At 60.0% G+C, this 24953-nt stretch carries 26 protein-coding genes; 14 read left to right on the forward strand and 12 right to left on the reverse strand.

Going from position 1 to position 24953, the window contains the following annotated elements:
- Window positions 1-8 precede the first annotated feature (8 nt).
- The 3 genes from B723_RS26205 (at window position 9) to B723_RS26210 (ending at window position 3976) form a co-directional block, all read left to right on the forward strand.
- Window positions 9-1298 (forward strand): M18 family aminopeptidase, encoded by a 1290-nt coding sequence (locus tag B723_RS26205; protein WP_017339788.1) that lies wholly within the window; start codon window positions 9-11, stop codon window positions 1296-1298.
- 266 nt (window positions 1299-1564) lie between these two features.
- Entirely contained in the window at window positions 1565-1741 is a 177-nt protein-coding gene (locus B723_RS33520; RefSeq protein ID WP_017339789.1) for a hypothetical protein, read from the forward strand.
- A 78-nt stretch (window positions 1742-1819) separates the two neighbouring features.
- The gene (locus tag B723_RS26210) at window positions 1820-3976 is read left to right on the forward strand and encodes a mechanosensitive ion channel family protein (RefSeq protein WP_031319034.1); all 2157 of its coding nucleotides are present in this window, start codon (window positions 1820-1822) and stop codon (window positions 3974-3976) included.
- A gap of 156 nt (window positions 3977-4132) precedes the next feature.
- Here the strand turns inward: B723_RS26210 and B723_RS26215 are convergent, their stop codons facing one another.
- Window positions 4133-5806, reverse strand: a complete 1674-nt coding sequence (locus tag B723_RS26215; RefSeq protein WP_017339791.1) for a DEAD/DEAH box helicase — start codon at window positions 5804-5806, stop codon at window positions 4133-4135.
- Between the two features lie 420 nt (window positions 5807-6226).
- Here B723_RS26215 and B723_RS26220 point away from each other — a divergent pair, with 420 nt between their 5' ends.
- Window positions 6227-7018, forward strand: coding sequence for a crotonase/enoyl-CoA hydratase family protein (locus B723_RS26220; protein ID WP_017339792.1), 792 nt, complete (start codon window positions 6227-6229; stop codon window positions 7016-7018).
- 177 nt (window positions 7019-7195) lie between these two features.
- Here the strand turns inward: B723_RS26220 and B723_RS26225 are convergent, their stop codons facing one another.
- Window positions 7196-7951, reverse strand: coding sequence for a spermidine synthase (locus B723_RS26225; protein WP_017339793.1), 756 nt, complete (start codon window positions 7949-7951; stop codon window positions 7196-7198).
- 149 nt (window positions 7952-8100) lie between these two features.
- Between B723_RS26225 and B723_RS26230 the strand changes: the two genes are divergently transcribed.
- Entirely contained in the window at window positions 8101-9447 is a 1347-nt protein-coding gene (locus tag B723_RS26230) for a class II 3-deoxy-7-phosphoheptulonate synthase (protein WP_017339794.1), read from the forward strand.
- Between the two features lie 111 nt (window positions 9448-9558).
- Here the strand turns inward: B723_RS26230 and B723_RS26235 are convergent, their stop codons facing one another.
- Together B723_RS26235 and B723_RS26240 are read right to left on the reverse strand one after the other, a co-directional pair.
- Entirely contained in the window at window positions 9559-10785 is a 1227-nt protein-coding gene (locus B723_RS26235; protein ID WP_017339795.1) for a winged helix-turn-helix domain-containing protein, read from the reverse strand.
- A 64-nt stretch (window positions 10786-10849) separates the two neighbouring features.
- Entirely contained in the window at window positions 10850-11065 is a 216-nt protein-coding gene (locus B723_RS26240; protein ID WP_017339796.1) for a DUF1127 domain-containing protein, read from the reverse strand.
- Window positions 11066-11161: 96 nt separating this feature from the next.
- On the opposite strand from B723_RS26240, the gene B723_RS26245 reads away from it, so the two are divergent.
- Window positions 11162-12016, forward strand: a complete 855-nt coding sequence (locus tag B723_RS26245) for a LysR substrate-binding domain-containing protein (protein ID WP_017339797.1) — start codon at window positions 11162-11164, stop codon at window positions 12014-12016.
- Here B723_RS26245 and B723_RS26250 read toward each other — a convergent pair.
- Window positions 12006-12755, reverse strand: coding sequence for a sulfite exporter TauE/SafE family protein (locus tag B723_RS26250; RefSeq protein ID WP_031319035.1), 750 nt, complete (start codon window positions 12753-12755; stop codon window positions 12006-12008). The two genes, B723_RS26245 and B723_RS26250, sit on opposite strands and share 11 nt — an antisense overlap.
- Window positions 12756-12866: 111 nt before the next feature.
- On the opposite strand from B723_RS26250, the gene B723_RS26255 reads away from it, so the two are divergent.
- The 4 genes from B723_RS26255 (at window position 12867) to B723_RS26270 (ending at window position 16185) form a co-directional block, all read left to right on the forward strand.
- Window positions 12867-13823, forward strand: coding sequence for a LysR family transcriptional regulator (locus B723_RS26255; RefSeq protein ID WP_017339799.1), 957 nt, complete (start codon window positions 12867-12869; stop codon window positions 13821-13823).
- A 69-nt stretch (window positions 13824-13892) separates the two neighbouring features.
- Complete coding sequence (locus tag B723_RS26260) at window positions 13893-14354, forward strand: MarR family winged helix-turn-helix transcriptional regulator (protein WP_031319036.1); 462 nt, start codon at window positions 13893-13895, stop codon at window positions 14352-14354.
- Between the two features lie 365 nt (window positions 14355-14719).
- Entirely contained in the window at window positions 14720-15139 is a 420-nt protein-coding gene (locus B723_RS26265) for an organic hydroperoxide resistance protein (RefSeq protein ID WP_017339801.1), read from the forward strand.
- Window positions 15140-15171: 32 nt separating this feature from the next.
- Complete coding sequence (locus B723_RS26270; protein WP_017339802.1) at window positions 15172-16185, forward strand: alpha/beta hydrolase; 1014 nt, start codon at window positions 15172-15174, stop codon at window positions 16183-16185.
- Between the two features lie 162 nt (window positions 16186-16347).
- Here the strand turns inward: B723_RS26270 and B723_RS26275 are convergent, their stop codons facing one another.
- Window positions 16348-16917: an elongation factor P gene (locus B723_RS26275; RefSeq protein ID WP_007943632.1), complete on the reverse strand. Its 570-nt coding sequence runs from the start codon at window positions 16915-16917 to the stop codon at window positions 16348-16350.
- A gap of 48 nt (window positions 16918-16965) precedes the next feature.
- Window positions 16966-18108, reverse strand: a complete 1143-nt coding sequence (gene earP / locus B723_RS26280) for an elongation factor P maturation arginine rhamnosyltransferase EarP (RefSeq protein WP_017339803.1) — start codon at window positions 18106-18108, stop codon at window positions 16966-16968.
- Between the two features lie 124 nt (window positions 18109-18232).
- Between earP and B723_RS26285 the strand changes: the two genes are divergently transcribed.
- Window positions 18233-18643: a hypothetical protein gene (locus B723_RS26285; protein WP_017339804.1), complete on the forward strand. Its 411-nt coding sequence runs from the start codon at window positions 18233-18235 to the stop codon at window positions 18641-18643.
- Window positions 18644-18645: 2 nt separating this feature from the next.
- A complete protein-coding gene (locus B723_RS26290) occupies window positions 18646-19128 on the forward strand; it encodes a GreA/GreB family elongation factor (RefSeq protein WP_017339805.1) in 483 nt (160 codons plus the stop codon).
- Between the two features lie 8 nt (window positions 19129-19136).
- Here the strand turns inward: B723_RS26290 and cysB are convergent, their stop codons facing one another.
- The 5 genes from cysB to B723_RS26315 all read right to left on the reverse strand — a co-directional run bounded on the left by cysB (window position 19137) and on the right by B723_RS26315 (window position 23253).
- Window positions 19137-20111, reverse strand: a complete 975-nt coding sequence (cysB, locus tag B723_RS26295) for an HTH-type transcriptional regulator CysB (protein ID WP_008148549.1) — start codon at window positions 20109-20111, stop codon at window positions 19137-19139.
- 273 nt (window positions 20112-20384) lie between these two features.
- Window positions 20385-20888: a universal stress protein gene (locus tag B723_RS26300; protein WP_017339806.1), complete on the reverse strand. Its 504-nt coding sequence runs from the start codon at window positions 20886-20888 to the stop codon at window positions 20385-20387.
- A 94-nt stretch (window positions 20889-20982) separates the two neighbouring features.
- The gene (locus tag B723_RS26305) at window positions 20983-21888 is read right to left on the reverse strand and encodes a 5'-nucleotidase (RefSeq protein ID WP_017339807.1); all 906 of its coding nucleotides are present in this window, start codon (window positions 21886-21888) and stop codon (window positions 20983-20985) included.
- Window positions 21889-21913: 25 nt separating this feature from the next.
- The gene (locus B723_RS26310) at window positions 21914-22870 is read right to left on the reverse strand and encodes a putative 2-dehydropantoate 2-reductase (RefSeq protein WP_017339808.1); all 957 of its coding nucleotides are present in this window, start codon (window positions 22868-22870) and stop codon (window positions 21914-21916) included.
- Complete coding sequence (locus tag B723_RS26315; RefSeq protein WP_031319037.1) at window positions 22867-23253, reverse strand: thioredoxin family protein; 387 nt, start codon at window positions 23251-23253, stop codon at window positions 22867-22869. Before B723_RS26315 ends, B723_RS26310 begins: the two co-directional genes overlap by 4 nt.
- On the opposite strand from B723_RS26315, the gene B723_RS26320 reads away from it, so the two are divergent.
- Entirely contained in the window at window positions 23252-23695 is a 444-nt protein-coding gene (locus tag B723_RS26320) for a PilZ domain-containing protein (protein WP_017339810.1), read from the forward strand. The genes B723_RS26315 and B723_RS26320 overlap by 2 nt on opposite strands.
- Window positions 23696-23856: 161 nt before the next feature.
- Complete coding sequence (locus B723_RS26325) at window positions 23857-24933, forward strand: 3-deoxy-7-phosphoheptulonate synthase (protein ID WP_017339811.1); 1077 nt, start codon at window positions 23857-23859, stop codon at window positions 24931-24933.
- The last annotated feature ends 20 nt before the right edge of the window (window positions 24934-24953 follow it).

Consider the following 24953-nt stretch of genomic DNA (forward strand, 5'->3'; position numbering starts at 1 on the left):
AGCTACTTATGCGCGAAGAGTTGAACCAAGGCCTGATCGATTTCCTCAAGGCCTCCCCTACCCCGTTCCATGCCACCGCCAGCCTTGTTCAGCGTCTGGAAGCGGCGGGTTATCAGCGTCTCGATGAACGCGAGCCCTGGTCCACCGAGGCCAACGGCCGTTACTACGTCACCCGCAATGACTCTTCGATCGTCGCCATCAAGATGGGCCGTCATTCAGCGCTGCACGGCGGCATTCGCCTGGTCGGCGCCCACACCGACAGCCCGTGCCTGCGGGTCAAACCCCAACCGGAACTGCAACGCCAGGGTTTCTGGCAACTGGGCGTCGAAGTCTACGGCGGCGCGCTGCTCGCCCCCTGGTTCGACCGCGACCTTTCCCTTGCCGGCCGCGTGACCTTCCGCCGCGACGGCAAGGTCGAGAGCCAGCTGATCGACTTCAAGGCACCGATTGCGATCATTCCGAACCTGGCCATTCACCTCAATCGTGAAGCCAACATGGGTTGGGCCATCAACGCCCAGACCGAGCTGCCGCCGATCCTTGCGCAGTTTGCCGGCGATGAGCGTGTGGACTTCCGCGCCGTGCTCACCAACCAGCTGGCGCTGGAGCATGGCTTGAACGCCGACGTGGTGCTCGATTACGAGCTGAGTTTCTATGACACCCAAAGCGCGGCGGTCATCGGCCTGCATGGCGATTTCATTGCCGGCGCGCGCCTGGACAACCTGCTGTCGTGCTACGCCGGCCTGCAGGCCTTGCTGACGGCTGAAACCGACGAAACCTGCGTGCTGGTCTGCAATGACCACGAAGAAGTCGGTTCCTGCTCCGCGTGCGGCGCCGACGGCCCGATGCTTGAGCAGACCCTGCGTCGCCTGCTGCCTGATGGTGATGAATTCGTACGCACCATTCAGAAGTCCCTGCTGGTCTCGGCCGACAACGCCCACGGCGTGCACCCCAACTACGCCGACAAGCACGACGCCAACCACGGCCCGAAACTCAACGCCGGCCCGGTGATCAAGGTCAACAGCAACCAGCGTTACGCCACCAACAGCGAAACCGCCGGGTTCTTCCGCCATCTGTGCATGGCCGAGGAAGTGCCGGTGCAAAGCTTCGTGGTACGCAGCGACATGGGCTGTGGCTCGACCATCGGTCCGATCACCGCCAGCCACCTGGGCGTGCGCACCGTGGACATCGGCTTGCCGACGTTCGCCATGCACTCGATCCGCGAGTTGTGCGGCAGCCACGACCTGGCGCACCTGGTGAAAGTGCTGAGCGCGTTTTACGCCTGCCAGGAATTGCCGTAATCACCAAGCAAAGGAAATCTGCAGAGAATCCTCTGTGGCGAGGGAGCTTGCTCCCGCTCGACTGCCAAGCAGTCGCAAAACCGACGAATGCGGTCTGCAAGGAAGAACGCGATGGCTGGTGTTGGGGCTGCTCCGCAGCCCAGCGGGAGCAAGCTCCCTCGCCACAATAATCCCGCGGTTCTCGCGGCTCATTCTGATACACATCACTACCGGCCACCCAAAACCCACCTAGACTTGAAATACCCCCTTAGACAAGGCAGTCGCCCATGATCTCGATGTCTTCATTCCACGCCATGCTGATCCCGATTCTTGCCGGGATGATCCTGCTGGCCATCGGCTTCAATTTCCGTGACAAGAATGTCGGCGTGTTCGCGATGTGGATCGGCATGCTGACCATCCTCGCCACCGTCGTCTTCAAGATCCTCGCCAAACTCAACGAATAAATCCTCGCCCCTCGCTCGCATTGATTTTGGCGGGCTCGTACACTCGGTCGATCTGCTCCTTTCAAGGTTGACCGCCTAGTGTTCGCTCGTCTTTTTGCCCTGCCCTGTCTTTTCCTCGTCTGCCTCATGACGCTGCTGCCGATCACGCCTGCCGAGGCCGCCGGTTTGCCGAGCCTGCTCAACGGCTCCGCGAAAACCCAGCCGGAGGCGCAAGAACCTCTGGGGCAATCACTCGACGAAGTCATCAAGTCGCTGGAGAACGATCAGCAACGCAGCAAGTTGCTGGCCGACCTGAAGAAGCTGCGTGACGCCACCAAAAAAGCCCAACCGACCAAAGAAGAAGGCGTGCTGGGCCTGATCGGCGGAACGCTGGCCAATTTCGAAAAACAGTTCTCCGGCGCCGACAGCCCGCTTACGCGCTGGTCCGAAGAATTCAATCTGGCCAAAGACGAACTGATAGCACTGGCGCTACCGGTCAATGAATGGCTGCCGATCATTTTTGCCTTCGCCATGATCCTGATGATCTGGAGCCTGCTGGCCGCCGCACTGATCTGGCTCGGGCACCGGGTGCGGATGCGCTTCGGCCTGACCGAGGAATTGCCGCAACACCCCAAGGCCCTCGACATGCTGCGGTTTGCCCTGCGCAAACTTGGCCCTTGGCTGATCGCCCTGGTCATCACGGTGTACATGAGTTACGCCTTACCCTCGTCATTGGGCAAAAGCCTGGCCATGGTGCTGGCCTATGCGTTGGTGGTCGGCACGTGTTTTTCGGCGATCTGCGTGATCGCTTTTTCCCTGCTCGACGGTCCGCATCGTCACCGCGCCTTGTACATCCTGCGGCATCAGGCCTTTCGGCCGTTGTGGCTGATCGGCAGTTTCGCCGCGTTCGGTGAAGCCCTGAGCGATCCGCGACTGGTGACCAGCCTGGGCAGCCACCTGGCGCACACCGCCGCCACCATCGCCAATGTGCTGGCCGCGCTGTCTACCGGCCTGTTCATCCTGCGCTTCCGTCGCCCCATCGCCCACCTGATCCGCAACCAGCCGCTGTCCCGGCGCCTGACCCGCCGCGCCCTGAGCGACACCATCGATATTCTCGGGACCTTCTGGTACGTGCCGGCGCTGGTACTGGTGGCCATCTCGCTGTTCGCCACCTTCGTCTCGGCCGGCGACACCAGTACCGCACTGCGTCAGTCGCTGATCTGCACCGTGCTGCTGGTGTTGTGCATGGTCATCAATGGGCTGGTGCGTCGCCATGCGCTGAAACCGCAACGTGGCGTGAAGCGTCATGCGCTGTATTCCGAACGCCTGAAAAGCTTCTTCTATACCCTTGCCCATTTGCTGGTGTGGCTGGCATTCATCGAACTGGGCCTGCGCGTCTGGGGCATGTCGCTGATTGCGTTCACCGAAGGTGAAGGCCATGAAGTCAGCGTGAAACTGTTCAGCCTCGGCGGCACGCTGATTTTTGCCTGGCTGATCTGGATTCTCAGCGACACCGCGGTGCACCACGCCCTCACCCGCTCGCGCAAAGGCCTGGCCAATGCCCGCGCGCAGACAATGATGCCGCTGATCCGCAATGTGCTGTTCGTGGCGATCTTCATCGTGGCGTTGATCGTCGCCCTGGCGAACATGGGCATGAACGTCACGCCACTGCTGGCCGGTGCCGGCGTCATCGGTCTGGCCATCGGTTTCGGTGCACAGTCACTGGTCGCCGACCTGATCACCGGGCTGTTTATCATCATCGAAGATTCCCTGGCCATCGACGACTACGTGGATGTCGGCGGCCACCTCGGCACTGTCGAAGGCCTGACCATTCGCACCGTTCGCCTGCGGGACATCGACGGCATCGTCCACACGATTCCGTTCAGCGAGATCAAAAGCATCAAGAATTACTCCCGGGAGTTCGGCTACGCGATCTTCCGCGTGGCGATCCCCTCGAACATGGACATCGATAACGCAATCAAACTGATGCGCGACGTCGGCCAGAAGATGCGCAACGATCCGCTGCAACGGCGCAACATCTGGTCGCCGTTGGAGATTCAAGGGGTCGAGAGTTTCGAGTCCGGCAACGCGATACTTCGGGCACGATTCAAGACCGCGCCGATCAAGCAGTGGGAAGTCTCCCGCGCCTTCAACCTGTCCCTGAAACGTCACCTGGACGAAGCCGGGCTCGACCTGGCGATGCCGCGCATGACCGTGCAAGTGGTGACGGCGGGTGGCGGCCCGGCAACAGAATAACCGCCGCGACCCGATCGCCTGTAGCAGCTGCCGAGCCTGCGAAGCAAACCTGTAGCGAGGGAGCTTGCTCCCTCACCACAGAGCTAATCTCAGGCATAAAAAATCCCCGAACCAGTCGGGGATTTTTTATGTTCGATCAATCAACCCGAAGGCGGATCAATCTTCGCGATAGCGACGCAGCTTCAACTGCTTACCGGCAACGCGAGTGTCCTTCAGCTTGGTCAGCAGACGCTCCAGACCATCTTCCGGCAGCTCGACGAGGCTGAAGCTGTCACGCACCTGGATGCGACCGATGGCTTCACGCGCCAGACCACCCTCGTTGAGGATGGCGCCCAGCAGGTTCTTGGCAGCGATACCGTCACGCGCACCCAGCGCGGTACGGCAACGGGCACGACCTTCGGCCAATGGAACCGGAGCGCGACGCTCACGATCACCACGGTCCGGACGATCACCGGTACGCTCTGGACGATCGCCGCGCGGTGCGTTGTTCGGCACCAGTGGACGTTCTTTCTCGATTGCAGCCAGGGTCAACGCCTGAGCATTGGTGGCCTTGCGCAGCAGAGCAGCGGCCAATGCACGCGGAGTGCAACCGATATCGGCAGTCAGGCGATCCAGCAGATCACCGTGAGTCGACTCGGCATCGCCAACCAGCGGCGACAGGCTGTTGGTCAGTTTCTTGATGCGCGCATCGAGAACTGCCTGAGCATCCGGCAGGCGGACTTCGGCAACTTTCTGACCGGTTACACGCTCGATCACTTGCAGCATGCGGCGCTCGCGCGGAGTCACCAGCAGCAGTGCACGACCTTCGCGACCGGCACGGCCGGTACGGCCGATACGGTGAACGTAGGACTCAGGGTCGTACGGCATGTCAACGTTGAATACGTGAGTGATGCGCGGAACGTCCAGGCCACGAGCAGCAACGTCGGTCGCCACAACGATGTCCAGACGGCCATCCTTGAGGGAATCGATGACGCGCTCACGTTGGTTCTGGGCAATGTCACCGTTCAGCGCAGCGGCTTTGTAGCCTTTGGCTTCCAGGGCGCTGGCCAGGTCCAGGGTCGCTTGCTTGGTGCGCACGAACATGATCAGGGCGTCGAAGTCTTCGACTTCCAGCAGGCTCAATACAGCCGAGGTCTTCTGGTCAGCGTGAACCAACAGGTGAGCCTGTTCGATCGCGGTAACGGTCTGAGTCTTGGTCTGGATCTTCACGTGTTGCGGATCGCGCAGGTGGCGTTCGGCAATGGCACGGATCGACTGTGGCAGGGTGGCCGAGAACAATACGGTCTGACGGGTCGCTGGCAGAGCCTTGAAGATGACTTCCAGGTCGTCCATGAAGCCCAGCTTGAGCATTTCGTCAGCTTCGTCCAGAACCAGGTGGTTCACGGTCGACAGGACTTTTTCGTCGCGACGCAGGTGGTCGCACAGACGGCCCGGGGTGGCGACAACGATCTGTGCGCCGTTACGGATTGCTTTCAGTTGTGGACCCATAGGCGCGCCGCCGTAAACGGCCACAACGGTTACGCCCGGCATTTGCTTGGCGTAGGTTTCGAAAGCGGTTGCTACTTGCAGCGCCAACTCACGGGTTGGCGCCAGGATCAGGGCTTGCGGCTCGCGCTTGGCAGGATCGATGCAATGCAGGATCGGCAGGGCGAACGCGGCGGTTTTACCCGTACCGGTTTGCGCCTGACCAATCATGTCGTGACCGGCCATGATGATCGGGATCGATTGCTGCTGAATAGCCGAAGGCTCTTCGTAGCCAGTCGCGATGACGGCTGCAAGAATATTCGGATTAAGATTAAAAGCGGCGAAGCCGCCGGTTTCCTGGGTCATGGGTCTGCCTCTAAGTGCATCCGCAAAGACCCATGCTCCAAAGCTGCGCATGCCGTGTAAGACTCAAGAGTCGCCCTGGCTGCTTTGTCGGCGGGGATTTGCGAAAACGAATGAATGAAAAAGATTCGTCAAGGGAGAGTCCGCTGTGCGGACGTGCAGCCGAAGCTGACTTCGGGGAATTGCGCTACCTAAACGCGGCCCGGTTAAAGGCCGGCGCGCACTATACCGGAATTCGCCCAAAAAGGGAGCATTATTTGTCGGAAATCTGACGCATACACCGTTATGTCACAGGCTTTGCAGATAATCGTGCAGCAGTCTATTTTTCAAAGGCCCGGCCCTGCTGGCGATGGCGCTAAAACGGTTCCCCCTTGTGACGCAGTCCTGCAGTCTCAAACCCCTTCCCGCTCGAGGAATTGCGTGATGAATCAACCCGTTACCAGCCGTGTGACCTGCGAACGGCACGGCCATGTCCTGTTGATCGGCCTGGATCGGGTGGCCAAGCGCAACGCCTTCGATCTCGACCTGCTCAATGCCCTCAGCCTGGCCTACGGCGAATTCGAGGCTGACAGCGAGGCGCGGGTGGCGGTGGTGTTCGGCCATGGCGAGCATTTCACTGCCGGGCTCGACCTGGTCAATGCCAGCGCAGCGCTGGCCGAAGGCTGGCAGGTGCCGCCCGGAGGGTGCGATCCGTGGGGGGTGTTTGCAGGTCCGCGCGTCAGCAAACCGGTGATCGTCGCCGCACAAGGTTATTGCCTGACCATCGGTATCGAGCTGATGCTGGCCGCCGATATCAACCTGTGTGCCAGCAACACCCGATTCGCCCAGAAAGAAGTCCAACGCGGGATCTTCCCGTTTGGCGGCGCGACGTTGCGCCTGCATCAGGTTGCAGGCTGGGGCAACGCCATGCGCTGGCTGCTGACCGGCGATGAGTTCGATGCCCATGATGCGCTGCACTTGGGCCTGGTGCAGGAAGTCATGGCCAGCGAGGATTTGTTGCCGCGGGCGATTGAACTGGCTGAGCGGATTGCCCGGCAGGCACCGTTGGGGGTTCAGGCGACGCTGATGTCGGCGCGGCAGGCACGTTATGAAGGGGAAACCGCGGCGGCGCAGGGATTACCGGCGCTGGTGAAGAAGCTGTTGGCGAGTGAGGATGCGAAGGAAGGTGTGCGGTCGATGATCGAGAAGCGGCCCGGCGTGTTCAAAGGCTGCTGACAAGACGGCTTTTGTGGCTAGGGAGCTTCTGTGGTGAGGGGATTTATCCCCGTTGGGCTGCGAAGCAGCCCCAAAACCAGCGCCATGGCCATTCAGGCAGACCACATTCGCCGACTTTGCGACCGCTTCGCGGTCGGACGGGGATAAATCCCCTCGCCACAAGTGATCACACCCGCATCAGCTCGCCGGGCGAATCGCCTTGATCAGCGACTGCAACGAATACCCCAACCGCGGCGCCAGCTCTTCGGTCCGCGCAACCAATCCGTCCATGTCCAGGTCCTGATCCAGTTCCGAAGGCACGATCAGAATCACATTGCCCTCCTTCACCGGCAGCTCCCAGTAATGCCGATGATAAAGCCCGCGCAACAACGCCGCGCCCAAGGGTTTGCCGTCGTCGGTGGCCCATTGATTGATCACCAGCCAACCGCCCGGATTCAGGCGTTTCTGACAGTTTTCCAGAAAACTCCAGGCCAGGTGCCCGACACCCGGCCCGACATCGGTATAGAGGTCGACGAAAATCAGGTCCGCCGGCTCTGCCGTCGCCAGCAATTCCAGTGCATCGCCAACCCGGATGTACAGTCGAGGATCGTCATCCAGCCCAAGGTATTCGATGGCCAGGCGCGGCACGTCGGGGCGCAGTTCGATGGCCTCGACATCTTCCAGCGGCAGGAATTTCAGGCAGGCCTGGGTCAACGTGCCGGCACCGAGGCCGAGGAACAGCGCGCTTTCCGGCTGCCCGTGACACAACGCACCAACAAGCATCGCCCGGGTGTAATCGTATTCGAGCCAGCTCGGGTCGGCGGTGAACACACAGCTCTGTTCGATGGCATCACCGAACTCGAGAAAACGGTAATCGGCCACTTCCAGCACACGAATCACACCGAACTCGTCCTGTACCTCGGCGAGCAGATGCTCGACGCGCTCCTCAGTCATTTCGTCTCCTGATCGTTACCAGGCCCGGCAACGTAGTACACCGCAACATGAGGCGGCAAAAGCGCGATTGTCCGCGAAGCGACGGGAACAGGTCACGCACTAATTTGCTGATAACATGAACACCCGAGCGTAAAACAACCGAGACCGTGATGAGCCAACCCTGGAGCCCTGACAGCTGGCGCGCCCTGCCGATCCAGCAACAACCTGTTTATCCCGACGCGGCGCATTTGCTGCACGTCGAGCAAACCCTGGCCAGCTATCCGCCGCTGGTGTTTGCCGGTGAAGCCCGGGAATTGCGCCGTCAGTTTGCCGAAGTGACACAGGGTCGCGCATTTCTGTTGCAGGGCGGCGACTGCGCCGAAAGCTTCGCCGAGTTCTCCGCCGCGAAAATCCGCGACACCTTCAAAGTGCTGCTGCAAATGGCGATCGTCATGACCTTCGCGGCCGGTTGCCCGGTGGTCAAGGTCGGGCGCATGGCCGGCCAGTTCGCCAAGCCGCGCTCGGCCAACGACGAAACCATCGACGGCGTGACCCTGCCGGCCTACCGGGGCGATATCGTCAACGGCATCGGTTTCGACGAAAAAAGCCGCGTTCCGGATCCGGAGCGGCTACTCCAGTCATACCACCAGTCCACCGCCACCCTGAACCTGCTGCGCGCCTTTGCCCAGGGCGGTTTTGCCGACCTGCATCAAGTTCACAAGTGGAACCTGGACTTCATCGCCAACTCGGCGCTGGCGGAAAAATACAGCCACCTCGCCGACCGCATCGATGAAACCCTGGCCTTCATGCGCGCCTGTGGCATGGACAGTTCGCCGCAATTGCGCGAAACCAGTTTCTTCACCGCCCACGAAGCGCTGCTGCTGAACTACGAAGAAGCCTTCGTGCGTCGCGACAGCCTGACCAACGATTACTACGACTGCTCGGCGCACATGCTGTGGATCGGCGACCGTACCCGCCAACTGGACGGTGCGCACGTCGAATTCCTGCGTGGAGTGAACAACCCGATCGGGGTCAAGGTCGGCCCGAGCATGAACCCGGAAGACCTGATCCGCCTGATCGACGTGCTCAACCCGGACAACGATCCAGGCCGCTTGAACCTGATCGCGCGAATGGGCGCAAACAAGGTCGGCGATCACTTGCCGGCACTGATCCGCGCAGTGCAACGTGAAGGCAAACAGGTGCTCTGGAGTTCCGACCCGATGCACGGCAACACCATCAAGGCCAGCAGCGGCTACAAGACCCGCGACTTTGCGCAGATTCTTGGCGAGGTGAAGCAGTTCTTCCAGGTTCACGAAGCGGAAGGCAGTTATGCCGGTGGCATCCATATCGAGATGACCGGGCAGAATGTCACCGAGTGCATTGGTGGTGCGCGGCCGATTACCGAGGACGGGTTGTCGGACCGGTATCACACCCATTGTGATCCGCGAATGAATGCTGATCAGTCACTGGAGCTGGCGTTTTTGATTGCCGAAACTTTGAAGCAGGTTCGACGGTAGTTTTTGATCGCCTGATGTACCGCTATCGCTAGCAGGCTAGCTCCCACATGGTTTTGTGTACGACACAGATCCATTGTGGGAGCCAGCCTGCTGGCGATTAGCCCAGATTAGTCACCCATCTATCTGTGCCAATGCCACCCGCAACCGCGCCGCACTCGCCCGCGGACAATTCAACTGAACCCGCTCCAACCCCAACCAATCCGCCATCTGCCGCAAATTGACCGCCAACGCCAGCATCCCCTCCTCGTCCAACCCCGCTTCTTCCTCATGCACGGCATGCACTGCGAGCCGCCCCAATGCCCGTTCCGCGCGCAAATCCACCCGTGCGGCAATCCGCTCGTTGTGTAAAAAAGGCAGCACGTAATAGCCGTAGACCCGCTTGTCCGGCGGCGTGTAGATCTCCAACCGATAGCGAAAATCGAACAAGCGCTCGGTGCGACTGCGCTCCCAGATGAGCGAGTCGAACGGTGAAAGCAAGGCGCTGGCTTCGACCTTGCGCGGCACTTTGGGCTCCGGCAGGCAAAATGCCGGTTGCCGCCAACCCTGAACCTCGCAAGTCAGCAATTGCCCCGTTTCCACCAATTCTGCCAAGCGTGGGCGCGCATCACCGGGGCTCAGGCGAAAGTAGTCGCGCAAGTCCTTCTCCGTCGCCACCCCCAAGGCATTCGCGGCATGCAGCAACAGCCCGCGCTGGGCCTCGTCCTCCGAGAGCAACGGCTGCTGCAGAATCGCGGAGGGAATGACCCGCTCCGGCAAATCATAAAGCCGCTCGAATCCACGTCGTCCAGCCACGGTCACCTCACCGGCGGCGAACAACCACTCCAGCGCATGCTTTTCCGCGCTCCAGTCCCACCAAGGTCCTGCCCGCTCCTGGCGCGTCGACAGACTCCCGGCACCCAGCGCGCCGAGCTCCTGAACCGAGGCCAGCACACGGCGAATGGTGTCCTGCTGCTCACGCCCGAATCGCGCCAGTTGCTGATAGATATCTTCACCCCGGGTCGCCCGCCGCATGCGCCAGCGCATCAACGGGTACATCGACAGGGGCAGCAACGAGGCTTCATGGCCCCAGTATTCGAACAACGTGCGTCGACGGCCCGAACTCCAGGCAGCCTGGTCGAGCAAGTCGGATGAGTAGTTGCCGAGGCGGGAAAACAAGGGAAGGTAGTGCGAACGCACCAACGCATTGACCGAATCGATCTGCAAAATGCCCAGCCGCTCGATCAGGCGATTGAGCTGGACCGCTTTGATCGTCGCCGGCGGCTGGCGCCCATTGAACCCTTGGGCGGCCAGCGCCAGGCGTCGAGCCTGTTTGATGGAAAAGGACAGCGTTGCGGGCATGAACATCTCCTTGTCTGCTCGCAACCTACCTTACCGGGAGACGGTTTGTGTAGTTGTGGGTTACTCATTTGTGCATCGGGTCATCCCAGAATGGGCGGATGGTTTCGTGCTCGACATCCGCGCGACTGAGCCCTATGTCCTTCAGTGCTTCGTCGCTCATGCCCGCCAACAACTCGCGTTCACGGTGCAATTCGTACCAGCGACTGATTTTGTGCAACAGATCTGTCACCACATGGATGGAATGTTTTTCTACTTCGACATAGCCTTTTTGACCTTTCATCTTGTTGCCCTCCGTTTGGGATGGCTCAAGTGTCGCGCCGGAGCTAAGATCAATCCAACGAATGTTTCTGATGCAATACATCTCGGAGATTGATCAATGTCCGCCTTCCCAAGTATCGATACCGAAGTGCTGCGCACCTTCGTTGCCATCGCCGATCAGGGCGGCTTTACCCGCGCCGGCGAGCTGGTGAATCGCACGCAGTCCGCCGTGAGTATGCAGATGAAACGGCTGGAAGAGGATGTGTTGCAGCGCCAGTTGTTTCAGCGCGACGGCCGTCAGGTGCGCCTCACCGCTGAAGGCCAGGTGTTGCTGGGCTACGCGCGGCGCATCCTCAAGCTGCACAGCGAAGTGTTCAACACGTTGCGCGAACCGCACATGGTCGGCATGGTACGCATCGGCACACCCGACGATTACGTGATGCGTTTTTTGCCGGGCATCCTGCGGCGATTTGCCCAGTCGTATCCGCTGATCCAGATCGAAGTCCACTGTGAATCATCAAAACAATTGCTGCTGCGCCAGGACCTGGACCTGTCCATCGTCACCCGTGAGCCGGGCAACGAGATCGGGCAACTGCTGCGCAAGGAACGTTTTGTCTGGGCCGAAGCGCAATGCTTCAGTGCCCATGAGCAAACGCCGCTGCCGCTGGCGATGTTCAACAGCGATTGCTTCTGCCGTTTATGGGCCTGCAATGCCCTCGATGCCATGGGCCGCGATTATCGCGTGGCCTACAACAGTTCAAGCCTGTCGGCGATCATGGCGGTGGTGAGTGCCGGCCTTGCCGTGACCGCACAACTGGAAAGCCTGATCACCCCCGACATGCGCATTCTCGGTGAAGCCGAAGATCTGCCGATTTTGCCCGAGGCGAGCATCATGCTGTTGCGCAACCTGCACAACCCGTCGCCGATTACCGAGTGCCTGGCCGAACACATCGTCGAAGGGTTCAAACTTTAAAGGCGAGCATCACCGCACACAGCACCAGGAAGCCACAGAACAGCGCGCGCAGCAGCCGCTCCGGTATGGTGTGGGCGATCTTCACGCCCCAACTGATGCTCAGCAGACCGCCGATGGCCAACGGCACACCGATCATCCAGTCCACTTGATGATGCACGGCATAAGTCACCAGCGTGACGCCCGTGCTGGGTAACGCCAGTGCCAGCGACAAGCCTTGGGCAACCACCTGGCTGGTGCCGAACAGGCTGGTCAGCACGGGCGTTGCCACTACCGCCCCACCCACACCGAACAATCCACCCATGGTCCCGGAAGCCGCGCCGAGCACGCCCAGCCATGGCCATGAGTAATTCATCTGCGAACTGACCGACACATTGGCGTAGAACATTCGCACCAGGTTGTAGGCCGACAGTGCGATCAGGAATGCGACAAATCCTACGCGCATGGTTTCCGCATCGATGCCCACCGCCCAGATCGACCCGATCCACGCAAAGCAAAAACCCATCGACGCCAGCGGCAGCGCGTGACGCAACTCGATTTTATTGCGCTGGTGATAGCGCCACAGCGCCAGCATCACATTCGGCACCACCATGACCAGCGCAGTGCCTTGGGCAATCTGCTGATCGAGCCCGAACAACACCCCCAGCAACGGAATGGCGATCAGCCCTCCGCCAATCCCAAACAACCCGCCCAGGGTTCCCAGGGCGGCACCGAATACCAGATACATCAAAAATTCAATCACGGCCAATGTCCTCTCATCTCAGGCGATCCATCCTACGCAGTCGGCGCTGGCGGGGAAACGCATAGCAACGCACAATGGCTGTGCCAACTTTGCATAAGCACTGACTACGCCATGAACCCCAATCAGTTAACCGAACAGCTGGGCCTGTTCCTCGATGTACTGGAAACCGGCAGTTTCTCCGGCGCATCCCGCCGTTATCCGCTGACACCGTCGGCCGTGGCGCGGCGCATCGACAGCCTGGAAAACGCCGTCGGCAGCCAGTTGTTTATCCGCAGTACCCATGCCGTGCGCGCGACGCCGGCCGGGTTGGCATTCGCCGAACGGGCGCGGCGGATTGTGGCCGAACTGCAACTGGCGCGGGCCGAAGCGGTGTCCCTGAGCAGTGCGCCGGAAGGCCTGATACGGATCGACGCCCCCGCCGCGTTCGGCCGGCGGCACCTGGCGCCGGTGATCGCTGATTTTCTGGTGCTCTACCCCGGTCTCGATGTGCAACTGCACTTGATCGACAGTTTTGTCGACATGCAGGGTTTGAACCTGGGCAAGGTTGATCTGGTGCTGCGTACCGGGCAAATGGCCGACACCCGACTGGTAGCCACACCGCTGGCGAGCATGGTGCGCATCGCCTGCGCCAGCCCCGACTATCTGAAGCGTCGCGGCGTACCGACCGACCCGGCGCAGTTGATTGAACACGACGGCCTCGACTGGGATGGCCTCGCCCCACCCTTCGCCTGGCGTTTCGAGCGGGATGGGCAAATGCAAACGCACCGCCCGTCGCGCATCCGCATGAGCGCCAACAATGCCGAGGCGCTGGCCTGCGGGGCATTGGCCGGGTTGGGTGTCGCGCATCTGCCGACCTGGCTGACCAGCGAATATTTGTTGCGTGGTGAGCTACTGCCCCTGTTTTGCGAAAATGGTCTGCCACCTTCGGACACCACCGGCATCTATGCCTTGCGCCTGGAGCAGCAGCCCAATTCCCGCAGTCGTTTGTTGCTGGAATACCTGAAAACCCGCTTCAGTCCGATTCCGCCATGGGACCTGGCGCTGCAAACCGACCTGGACCGGCACTAGTCCAGAATTGTCTGGCGCATTAAAGATTCGCCCGCTAGATTTATGACGATCACTGATCAAGGCTTCGAAATGAACACCGAGCGCAACACCTCCGATAACTGCGACGCCCTGCTGCTGGATAATCAGGCCTGCTTCGCCCTGCATTCCACCTCGCTGCTGATGACCAAGGTCTACAAGCCGCTGTTGCAAGCGCTGGGCCTGACCTATCCGCAATACCTGGCGATGATGGTGTTGTGGGAACAGGACGGTTTGACCGTAGGCGAAATCAGCACGCGCCTGCTGACCGATCCTGGCTCACTGACGCCACTGCTCAAACGCCTGGAAGCCGAAGGCTTGCTCAGCCGCACCCGCAGCCGCGAAGACGAGCGAGTTGTGATTGTCGAACTCACCGAACAGGGTCGCGCCTTGCGGGACAAGGCTCGCGGAGTTCCCCAGTGCATCCTCGGCGCCAGCGGGATGACGCTGGAGAGACTGCAGAAACTGCAGGCAGAGCTGCAAGTGCTGCGGAGCAATCTGCAAGACAGCCTGTAATCTTCAAACCATCACACATCCACTGTGGGAGCGGACTTGCTCGCGAATGCGGTGTGCCATTCAGCACATGTGTTGACTGACACACCGCATTCGCGAGCAAGCCCGCTCCCACATGTTTTTGTGGTGACCTCGGGACTCCGCTTCATCTGCCCCTCGCCTCGAAAAAATTTACTGCCCGAAAATCCTGCCTGAACCGCTCTAATTCCATAGTCTTGCCGGCAATCACTCCCGGGCCTCACCACGCTTGCCAAACTTTTTTCAAAATTTATCTTGCGCGCAAGATATTAGCGCGATACATTCATCTCGCACTTACTTAGCGCGCAAACATTTAGCGCAAACAAACAAATCCAAACGAGGCGTACACCATGCAAACTCTCTACACCGCAATCGCAACTTCCACTGGTGGCCGTGACGGTCGTGCGGTTTCCAGCGATAACATCCTCGACGTCAAACTCGCTACCCCGAAAGAACTCGGCGGTGCTGGCGGCGCAGCCACCAACCCTGAACAACTGTTCGCCGCCGGTTACTCGGCCTGCTTCATCGGCGCGCTGAAATTCGTCGCCAGCCAGACCAAACGCAGCATCCCGGCCGACGCATCGATCACCGCCCATGTCGGTATCGGCCAGATTCCTGGTGGTTTCGGTCTGGACATCGATCTGCACGTCAGCCTGCCAGGTCTTGAACAAGCCGATGCGCAATCCCTGGTCGATGCTGCCCACCAGGTCTGCCCGTACTCCAACGCCACCCGTGGCAACGTCGATGTGCGCCTGCACGTTACCGTCTAACTGCTGATTCCTAGACCGAACAGGAAACGAACATGAACACTTTCAGCAAAGTCTTGACCGGTACCCTTCTCGCCCTGTCCATCCACAGTGCATTCGCGGGCGACGGGGTTGAGCACAACACCCAGGCGTTCCTCGATGTTCTGAATGCCGGCACCGGCAAACCGATGGAACAGCTTTCCCCGAAAGATGCCCGGGCCATTTTGGTCGGCGCGCAAGCCGGGGTGAAATTGACGCTGCCAAAAGCGGATGTCAGCCAGAAGACCATTCAAGTCGACGGCCAACCCATCAGCCTGACCATCGTCCGTCCGGCCGGGGTCAAAGGCGAGCTGCCGGTGTTCATGTTCTTCCACGGCGGCGGCTGGGTGCTGGGGGATTTCCCGACCCACGAACGCCTGGTTCGGGATCTGGTCACGGGTTCGGGGGCGGCGGCGGTGTTCGTCAATTACACCCCTTCGCCGGAAGCGCATTACCCGGTGGCGATCAACCAGGCTTATGCCGCGACCCAGTGGGTGGCTGAGCACGGTAAAGAAATCAATGTCGACGGCAAGCGCCTGGCAGTGGCCGGCAACAGCGTCGGCGGCAACATGGCGGCCGTGGTTGCGCTGATGGCCAAAGACAAAGGCACCCCGGCGATCAGGTTCCAGGTGCTGCTGTGGCCGGTGACGGACGCAAACTTTGAAACGGCGTCTTACAACCAGTTTGCCGAGGGGCACTTCCTCACCAAGAACATGATGAAGTGGTTCTGGGACAACTACACCACTGACGCCAAGCAACGTAACGAGATCTACGCTTCGCCACTGCGCGCGACCACTGCCCAGCTCAAAGGCTTGCCACCTGCGCTGGTGCAAACAGCCGGCGCCGATGTGCTGCGCGATGAAGGTGAGGCCTACGCCCGCAAACTCGACGAGGCCGGCGTGCCGGTGACGGCGGTTCGCTACAACGGCATGATTCACGACTACGGCTTGTTGAATGTGGTGAGCCAGGTGCCTGCGGTGCGTTCGGCGATGTTGCAAGCGTCTGAAGAGCTCAAGCAACACCTGAAATAAAGCAAAAAGCAAAAGATCGCAGCCTCGTTTCACTCGGCAGCTCCTGCAAGGGAATACAAAACTCATGCAGGAGCTGCCGAAGGCTGCGATCGTTTGATCTTGATATTCGGCCACAAAAAAGCCCGACTCAATGGTCGGGCTTTTTCATTCCTGAAGCGGTGCTTATTTAGCACGGCCTTTGTAGGAACCGCCTTCGCGGGTATCGATCTCGATCATGTCGCCGATTTCGATGAAGTCAGCAACCGACAGCTCGGTACCGTTCTTCAGTTTGGCAGGCTTCATCACCTTGCCGGAAGTGTCGCCGCGAGCGGAACCTTCGGTGTAGTCAACCTGACGCACGATAGTGGTCGGCAGTTCTACGGAAACCAGACGCTCTTCGAAGAAGATCGCTTCGCAAACATCGGTCATGCCTTCTTCAACGAAAGGCAGAACGGCTTCGATGTCTTCAGCGTTCAGCTCGTACATGGTGTAGTCGGTGGTGTCCATGAACGTGTAGGTGTCGCCGCTGATGAAGGACAGGGTCGCTTCTTTGCGGTCGAGGATTACGTCGTCCAGTTTGTCGTCGGCGCTGTAAACGATCTCGGTCTTGTAACCGGTCAGCAGGTTTTTCAGCTTGGTCTTCATGATCGCGCTGTTACGACCAGACTTGGTGAATTCAGCTTTCTGAACCAGCCAAGGATCGTTTTCGAGACGGATCACGGTACCGGGTTTCAGTTCTTTACCAGTTTTCATTGCGAATATCCGAATTTGGATGGGATTTACAAAAATCTAGGCCGCGTATCATATCCAATTTAGGTAAAACTGTACCAGCGCCGCGGCAAGATCTGCCTGCAAGGCTTGTTCCAGACACCACGCTTCGGCATGTTTTTGCAGTTCCGGCCAGTGTTCACGGGTTGTCAGCCAGTGACCCGACATATCATGCCCGGCATTCCACGCACGCCAAAGACCGCTGATCGCCTCGCGGGCAGGCGCAGACAGGCCTTTTGTGTACAGCGTCAGGAACGCTTCGAGCTTGTCCAGGTGAATGTCTTCGTCCTGCCGATAGATGTGCCAGAGCAGTGGCCGGCCCGCCCACTGAGCGCGGACAAACGAATCTTCGCCGCGCACAGCATTGAAATCGCAGCACCAGAGCAGGTGATCGTATTGCTCCTGTCGGACGAACGGCAGCACTTGCACGGTCAAGGCCTCGCGCACATGCACGGCGCCCGCCGCCAATCCCTCGACACCGAGCCAACGCTCGACATCACCCAGAATCCGCCCTTCGGGCACCAACAGATGCGTCGGTGTCGAATCGGCAGCCATCACATCCAGCCAGCTCGCCAGGCCGCTATTCTCATAGGCGAACAGCGAGATCAGCTGTGCACCTGGCGCGCGATCAATCCCTAACCCTTGCAGGAATTTTCGCTGAGCCTCGGGGCTTTGCTGAAATTGCCAGCGTCGCTCGAGCAATCCGCTTTCACGCAGCAAGCCACCGGTGCCCTTCTGGAAACCCGGAAAGAAAAAGTACTTCTGCACACTTTTGTATTTTACCGACGGCAAACCGTGGCAGCCGATAACCCAGTCTTCAGCACTCAGGTAATCAAGGTTCATCCACAACGGCGGCTTTTCCCGCGCGGCCATGGCGTCCATGTAGCCGCTCGGCAGCTGGCAGGCGAATGCGGCGATCACCACATCGGCGGCGTCGGTGGGTAACCAGTCGGCTGGCCATTGCCGGACTTCGACACCGTCCTGCCATTGCTGCGCGACATGGATGTCGATCTGCGGACAGAGTCGCTCGAAGGCCCGCAAGTCGTCCACCCACAAACGCACCGCCAGCGAATGCTCGGTGACCAGTTGTCGGGCCAGGCGCCAGGTCACGCCGATGTCGCCAAAGTTGTCGACCACGGCGCAAAAAACATCCCAGCGGGTTTTCAATTGAGGCATTCCAGGCTCCCGTTGGCAAAGGCGCCGATTGTCCGCATAAATTACTCCGTGCAGAAGAGCCGACGGCGATTAATCTTCATGCGACAATCGCCACTCGCCCGCGACCACCCGCCAGGAGGCAGTCATGCCCTACCGCCCCAACCCGCGCCGCCGCTTGCCGATTCAGCTCAATGCCCTGCAACTGACCGGCAGCATTGCCCTCGGATTGTGGCTGGGATTCCTGGCTATTGCGCTGACCTGCTGGCTCGCTTCCCGACTGTTGTTCAACGAGCAATTGGCGCCGGTCGCGCAAGCGATAGAGCAACTGGCGAAACCACCTGTGGTCGCGCAACCGGTTCCGGACATTCCACCCCAGAGCCCGCTGTTCGACCAATACGAAGAGAACCTGCGCAAGAACGAACAGCAGCAACGACTGGATCAGGCCCGCAGCACCCGCCGCAATCTGGCCAATCCGAAATGCCAGTTCTGGCTGCAGCAGGACCAGACCGCGCCAAGCGAAAAAAGCCGCGCCAACGTTCTGCAATTCTGCGATTGACCATGAATAAACAAGCCGTCCACCAATTGATTCTCGACAAGCTGCGAGTCGATCTCGACATTGCCGAACGTGCCGCGCAAACCGCGTACGAAACGGCGACCCACGAAGAAAACATCGCCGAAAACAAGTACGACACCTTGGGACTGGAGGCGTCATACCTGGCGGCCGGGCAGGCGAAACGGGTCGAGGAAATCAGGCAATCGCTGGCGCTGTGCCAGAGCCTGACGCTACGGCCTTACGACGATCAACGCGGTATCGAAGTCGGCGCCCTGCTGGGTCTGGAAGACGAAAAGGGTCGTGAACAATGGCTGTTTCTGGCCCCCGACGCGGCAGGCTTGAAGGTCGATCTTGTCGGGCAATGGATTACCGTCATCACCCCTCGCTCACCGCTGGGCAAAAGCCTGCTGGGCAAGTTCGAAGGGGACGAGGTGGAGATTCTGGTGGCGGGCGCTCGGCAACAGTTTTCTGTCACCGAGGTGGTGTAAACCGTAGATTAATGAACGGGCAGTTCGACGCCGTCGAACAGCTCTTCCAGTTCCTGCTTGTTGTGGCACTGAATGGCTTTGGCCATGACTTCGCGGGTCAGGTGCGGGGCGAATTTCTCGATGAAGTCGCACATGAAGCCACGCAGGAAGGTACCGCGACGGAAACCGATTTTGGTGATGCTGGACTCGAACAGATCGCTGGCATCGAGCATCACCAGATCGCTGTCGAGCTTTGCATCAACCGCCATTTTCGCCACGATGCCCACACCCAGCCCCAGGCGAACGTAGGTCTTGATCACGTCGGCGTCGGCGGCGGTGAACACCACTTTCGGCGTCAGGCCGCGATGGCTGAAGGCTTCGTCGAGTTTCGAACGACCGGTGAAACCGAACACGTACGTCACGATCGGGTATTCGGCCAGTGCTTCAAGGGTCAGCTTCGACAGCTTGGTCAGCGGGTGGCCCTGAGGCACGACCACGCAACGGTTCCAGCGGTAGCACGGCATCATTACCAGGTCACCGAACAGCTCGAGGGCTTCGGTGGCGATGGCGAAATCGACGGTGCCGTCAGCGGCCATTTCGGCGATCTGCATCGGCGAACCCTGGTGCATGTGCAGCGCAACGTCCGGGTATTGCTTGATGAAATTGCTGATCACCGGCGGCAACGCGTAACGCGCCTGGGTGTGCGTGGTAGCGATCGACAGGGTGCCTTTCTTCTCGTTGGAGAACTCCTGGGCGATCTGCTTGATGCTTTCAACCTTGCGCAGGATCTCGCCGGCGGTGGTGATGATGCGCTCGCCGGCTGGGGTGACGCGGGTCAGGTGCTTGCCGCTGCGAGCAAAGACCTCGACGCCCAATTCGTCTTCCAGCAGACGGATCTGCTTGCTGATACCCGGTTGCGAGGTGTAAAGGCTTTGGGCTGTAGCGGAAACGTTGAGGTCGTGGTGCGCCACTTCCCAGATGTAGCGCAGTTGTTGAAGCTTCATATGAATCCCTCAAAGCAGGTAGACGCCACGGGCATCAGCGACGGTATATAACTATATTAATGGCTTGAAGAATAAATCTAGAACTTTTTTATCAGAACGCCACTATTCGTGTTCTGTGTCCTGTCTCGTAAATACGTTTCTCTTTTGACGAGTGGCTGTTGCTGCCAGGCAAGGCGCCGCGATGACTCATAGCCCGCTATGGCGAGGAGCGGCAACGCAGCATGGCAGAAACAGACGCCGTCAAAAAAGAAACAGTCTTTGCGAGGCAGGACACTAACGATCCCCTTGGCGACGGCGTTCCACCAGCGGCACCAGATAGACCGGGACCCGAGCCAACTGCAACACCCGCGCTGCGGTCCTGCCCAAAGGCGTTTCCGCGCCAGCACCATGGCTATGACTACCTACGATCAACAAATCCACGGAGAGTTTCTGCGCCTGGTCGAGAATCACCTGCGACGGATCGCCCTGAAGCACCCGCACCGCCTGAATCCGGTCCAGATCGTGCGCCCCCTCGTCCCCCAACTCCTCACGAAAACTGTCGAGCACCCGTTGCTCGATATTGGCAATGACGGTGTTCAGGCCCTGACTGTGAAACTCGTTCAACGCCTGTTCATCGAGGTAACTCTGAAGCACCGATTCGGCAAACAAACCCATCGGCTCAACCGCGTGCACCACATACAAGTCAGCATCGAATGTTCGAGCCAGCTCCAGGGCATGCTGCATCACTAAGGGCGCGTACAGGCCGAGGTCAGTGGCATACAGCATCGAACGAATCATATGACCTCCTCGAGTGCCAACATGGCGGAGATTGATTCAGCTTAGCAGTGCCTTGGCGAGTACGACGTCTCGCGTAACGCGTTGAACGGCGGGGTTAAACCTTTTGCTCGTTGCTTATGCCATGGGGCACATGGCCAGTAGCGACCACCTCACGAGCCAACTCGCAATGGCCGGCCTGATCGTCGAAAAACACGTCGGCGGCAAAGGCTTCGAGGAAAGCGGACTTGGTCAGGCCGCCGAGGAACAACGACTCATCCAGGCGAATGTCCCACTCGCGCAACGTGCGGATCACCCGCTCATGGGCCGGCGCCGAACGGGCGGTGACCAGCGCGGTGCGGATCGGACAGGCGTCCTCCGGGAACTCACGCTGCAACAGATTGAGCGCCGCGAGAAAGCCTTTGAACGGCCCACCGCGCAGTGGCTCGCGGGCACTTTCGCGCTCGCTGGCCTGAAACGCCTCCAGGCCGCCCGCCTGATAAACACGCTCCGACTCGTCGGAAAACAGCACCGCGTCACCGTCGAAGGCAATGCGCAATTCATCGCTCGCGGCACGGCTGGCACCGCCCGACAGAATGGTCGCCGCAGCGAAGCCGGCATCCAGCGCACTGCGCACGTCTTCGGCGTGGGTCGACAGAAACAGGTCGCAACCAAACGCTTTGAGATACGGGTACGGGCTGCGCCCACCGACAAATGCCGCACGGGAGATCGCCAGTCCGTAATGGTGAATAGAATTGAACACCCGCAGCCCGGTGTCGGCGCTGTTGCGCGACACCAGGATCACTTCGACCCTGGCGCGGCCGAGGCGGGTATTGAGGCTGAGGAGTTTTTCCACCAACGGGAAGGCATCACCGGGCTCGAGGATTTCGTCTTCGTGTTCGATCTGATATTGCCGATAGGCCTCGACACCGCTCGACAGGTAAACCTTGTGGCTTTCGCTCAGGTCGAACAACGCGCGCGAAGAAATCGCCAGCACCAGTTTGTCGTCAATCGTCTTTGCCATGCCCTTCCCCCTCGGGTTGATCGACTCAGGTATTCCGTCGATCGATAAAACTCAAACTGCGATACAACGCTTCTATTCGCGGCAGTTCGCAACCGGCGGCCTTGGCTGCCGCCAGTGGCCGGGCGTAAATGGCCGCCAGCTCCAACGGTCGCTTGTGCAGAAAATCGTGGTACATGCTCGGCCAGTAGTCCGGCATTTTTTCGGTCATCATGAACAGATAGTCCGCGTAACCCGCCGGCATGTCGTGACCACAGGCCTTGGCGCCCTGAACCACTTCGGCCATCAAGGCCTTGATCAGTTCCCGGCTGTCGGCATCGGTCATCAACGGTGTGGTGCCCGCGCCAAGCAGCACCGACAGGCCGTTGTAAGGGATATTCCAGACCAGTTTCTGCCAGCGCGCCTGATGCAGGTTCGGCATGGCCTGGGAGTCGATGCCGGCGCTGCGGAACAACCCGGCGCCTTCCTCGACAATTGCCATTCGCGCCTGTTCATCGGTGGCGGGGCCACTGTGGTAGCCGACGTTCACCGCGCCGAGGGCCTGATGAGTGATCGCACCCGGGCCCGTGCGATGGACGCAGATCAGGCAGAGTCCGCCGAGCAGGTGCAGGGAATCCGGGAGCAAGGCTCGCAGACTGTCTTCGACATCCAGGCCGTTTTGCAGCAACAGCACCCTGGCGTTCGGTGCCGCCGCTTGAATGATCGCCGGCGCCAGACCGGCATTGCTGGTGGTCTTCGCGCCCACCAGCAGCCAGTCGCAGGGCGGCATGTCTTCGGCCGACGAATAGGCCTGAACCGGATTCAAGGTCAGCGCACCGTGCACCGCGCTGTCGAGTTGCAACCCGCGTTCGGCCACCGCCGAGAATTCGCTGCGCAACAGAAAATGCACGTCGAAACCGGCACGCGCGAGCATCAACCCGTAGAAACCACCGATTGCACCGGTTCCGATAATACCGATGGTCGGCCTGGCAACTGCACCCGTCATGGCAACTCCTCTGCTGTTCTGGTCAGCGCCTGCCCCACGGCCGCATTGAGCTCGGTGCTGGTCAGGCGCGATTTTATTGCTCCGAAAAACTCACCGTCGCGCACCACAAACAGCGCCGGCAAATGAAAGACCTGATAACGCTCGACCACCCCGCCATTGTCCCCGGCATCGATCCAGCACAAACGATCGACCTGCAGATCGAGCCTTGGCAATTGCTCACGGGCAAAACGGCAGCTGGCACAGCCGACGCTGGTGAATATAACCAGCGACACCCCGCTCATCGCCAGCAACCGTTGGTCGGCGTCGAAATCGGTCAGTTCCGATTCGGCCACTATACTGGGGGAAACAATGTCAGATGGCCGACACATGGAGTCCGTGCTCATGGGACGTTTTATTCCTCATCCTGACGATGTGCCCGTCGAATTAACGTTGCTCAAACCTGAGTGTATTTCACGGCAACAGCTGCACACTATCAGCCTCGGGGGCATGGCTTGCAATTATCACCGCGCCTGGCGTCACGGCACGGCGCTGGAAGTTCGCATCCCGACCTTGAACCCCGATTTGCGTTTTCTGGGCTACGTCGCCTGGTGCCTGCGACGCAAACACGGTTATCTGGTGGGCATTGCCTTTGTTGACGAGCAGATGATGTTCAGTGCCCGAATGGGCGAACAGGTGTGCCAGATCGAACGTTACTGTCGCCTGCATGACGCCCACGACGACCTGCAGGAAACCCAGGCGCTGGCCCTCGAATGGGTCCAGCAGCACGCCGACGAGTTCTCCCACGATACGGTTCGCAAGGCATTTGCACAGGCGGTGATGGATTAAGGGACGTTATCAATTCGTTGCGAATGCCCCTAAAACCGCTGTCTGCCCATTGTCGAGCCACGGTGTAACGCGCTAAGGTTCCGCTCCCGACGCGCTTAATTTGCTGTGCTCCGCCGCGCGGGTTCGCTGGCGGCCGGCACCCGTGACCTGACGAGTAAACGATGGCTGATTTACCGATCAACGACCTAAACGTCGCCTCCAACGAGACGCTGATCACTCCCGATCAGCTCAAGCGTGATATCCCTCTGAGCGACGCTGCCCTGCGCACCGTCACCAAGGGTCGCGAAGTCATTCGCAACATCCTGGATGGCACCGACCACCGCCTGTTCGTCGTCATCGGGCCGTGCTCGATCCACGACATCAAGGCTGCCCACGAATACGCCGAGCGCCTGAAGGTATTGGCGGCGGAAGTGTCCGATACCTTGTATCTGGTCATGCGCGTGTATTTCGAGAAGCCACGCACCACCGTCGGCTGGAAAGGCTTGATCAACGACCCGTACCTGGACGACTCCTTCAAGATTCAGGACGGTTTGCACATCGGTCGTCAGCTGCTGCTGGACCTGGCCGAGATGGGCCTGCCGACCGCTACCGAAGCCCTCGACCCGATCTCCCCGCAGTACCTGCAGGACCTGATCAGCTGGTCGGCCATCGGAGCGCGCACCACCGAATCCCAGACTCACCGTGAAATGGCCTCCGGCCTGTCTTCGGCCGTCGGCTTCAAGAACGGCACCGACGGCGGCCTGACGGTGGCGATCAACGCCCTGCAATCGGTTTCCAGCCCGCACCGTTTCCTGGGCATCAACCAGGAAGGTGGCGTGTCGATCGTCACCACCAAGGGCAATGCCTATGGCCACGTGGTGCTGCGCGGCGGCAACGGCAAACCGAACTACGATTCGGTCAGCGTCGCACTGTGCGAGCAAGCGCTGAACAAAGCGAAGATCAAACCGAACATCATGGTCGACTGCAGCCACGCCAACTCCAACAAGGACCCGGCACTGCAACCGCTGGTGATGGAAAACGTCGCCAACCAGATCCTCGAAGGCAACCAGTCGATCATCGGGTTGATGGTCGAAAGTCACCTGAACTGGGGCTGCCAGGCCATCCCGAAAGACCTCGCCGACCTGCAATATGGCGTGTCGATCACCGATGCCTGCATCGACTGGTCCGCTACCGAAAACACCTTGCGCAGCATGCATGCCAAGCTCAAGGACGTGCTGCCGAAACGCGCCCGCACCTGATCACTTTTCAGCGCATAAAA

Source organism: Pseudomonas fluorescens NCIMB 11764, from assembly GCF_000293885.2.
In the GTDB taxonomy this organism is placed as follows: domain Bacteria; phylum Pseudomonadota; class Gammaproteobacteria; order Pseudomonadales; family Pseudomonadaceae; genus Aquipseudomonas; species Aquipseudomonas fluorescens_B.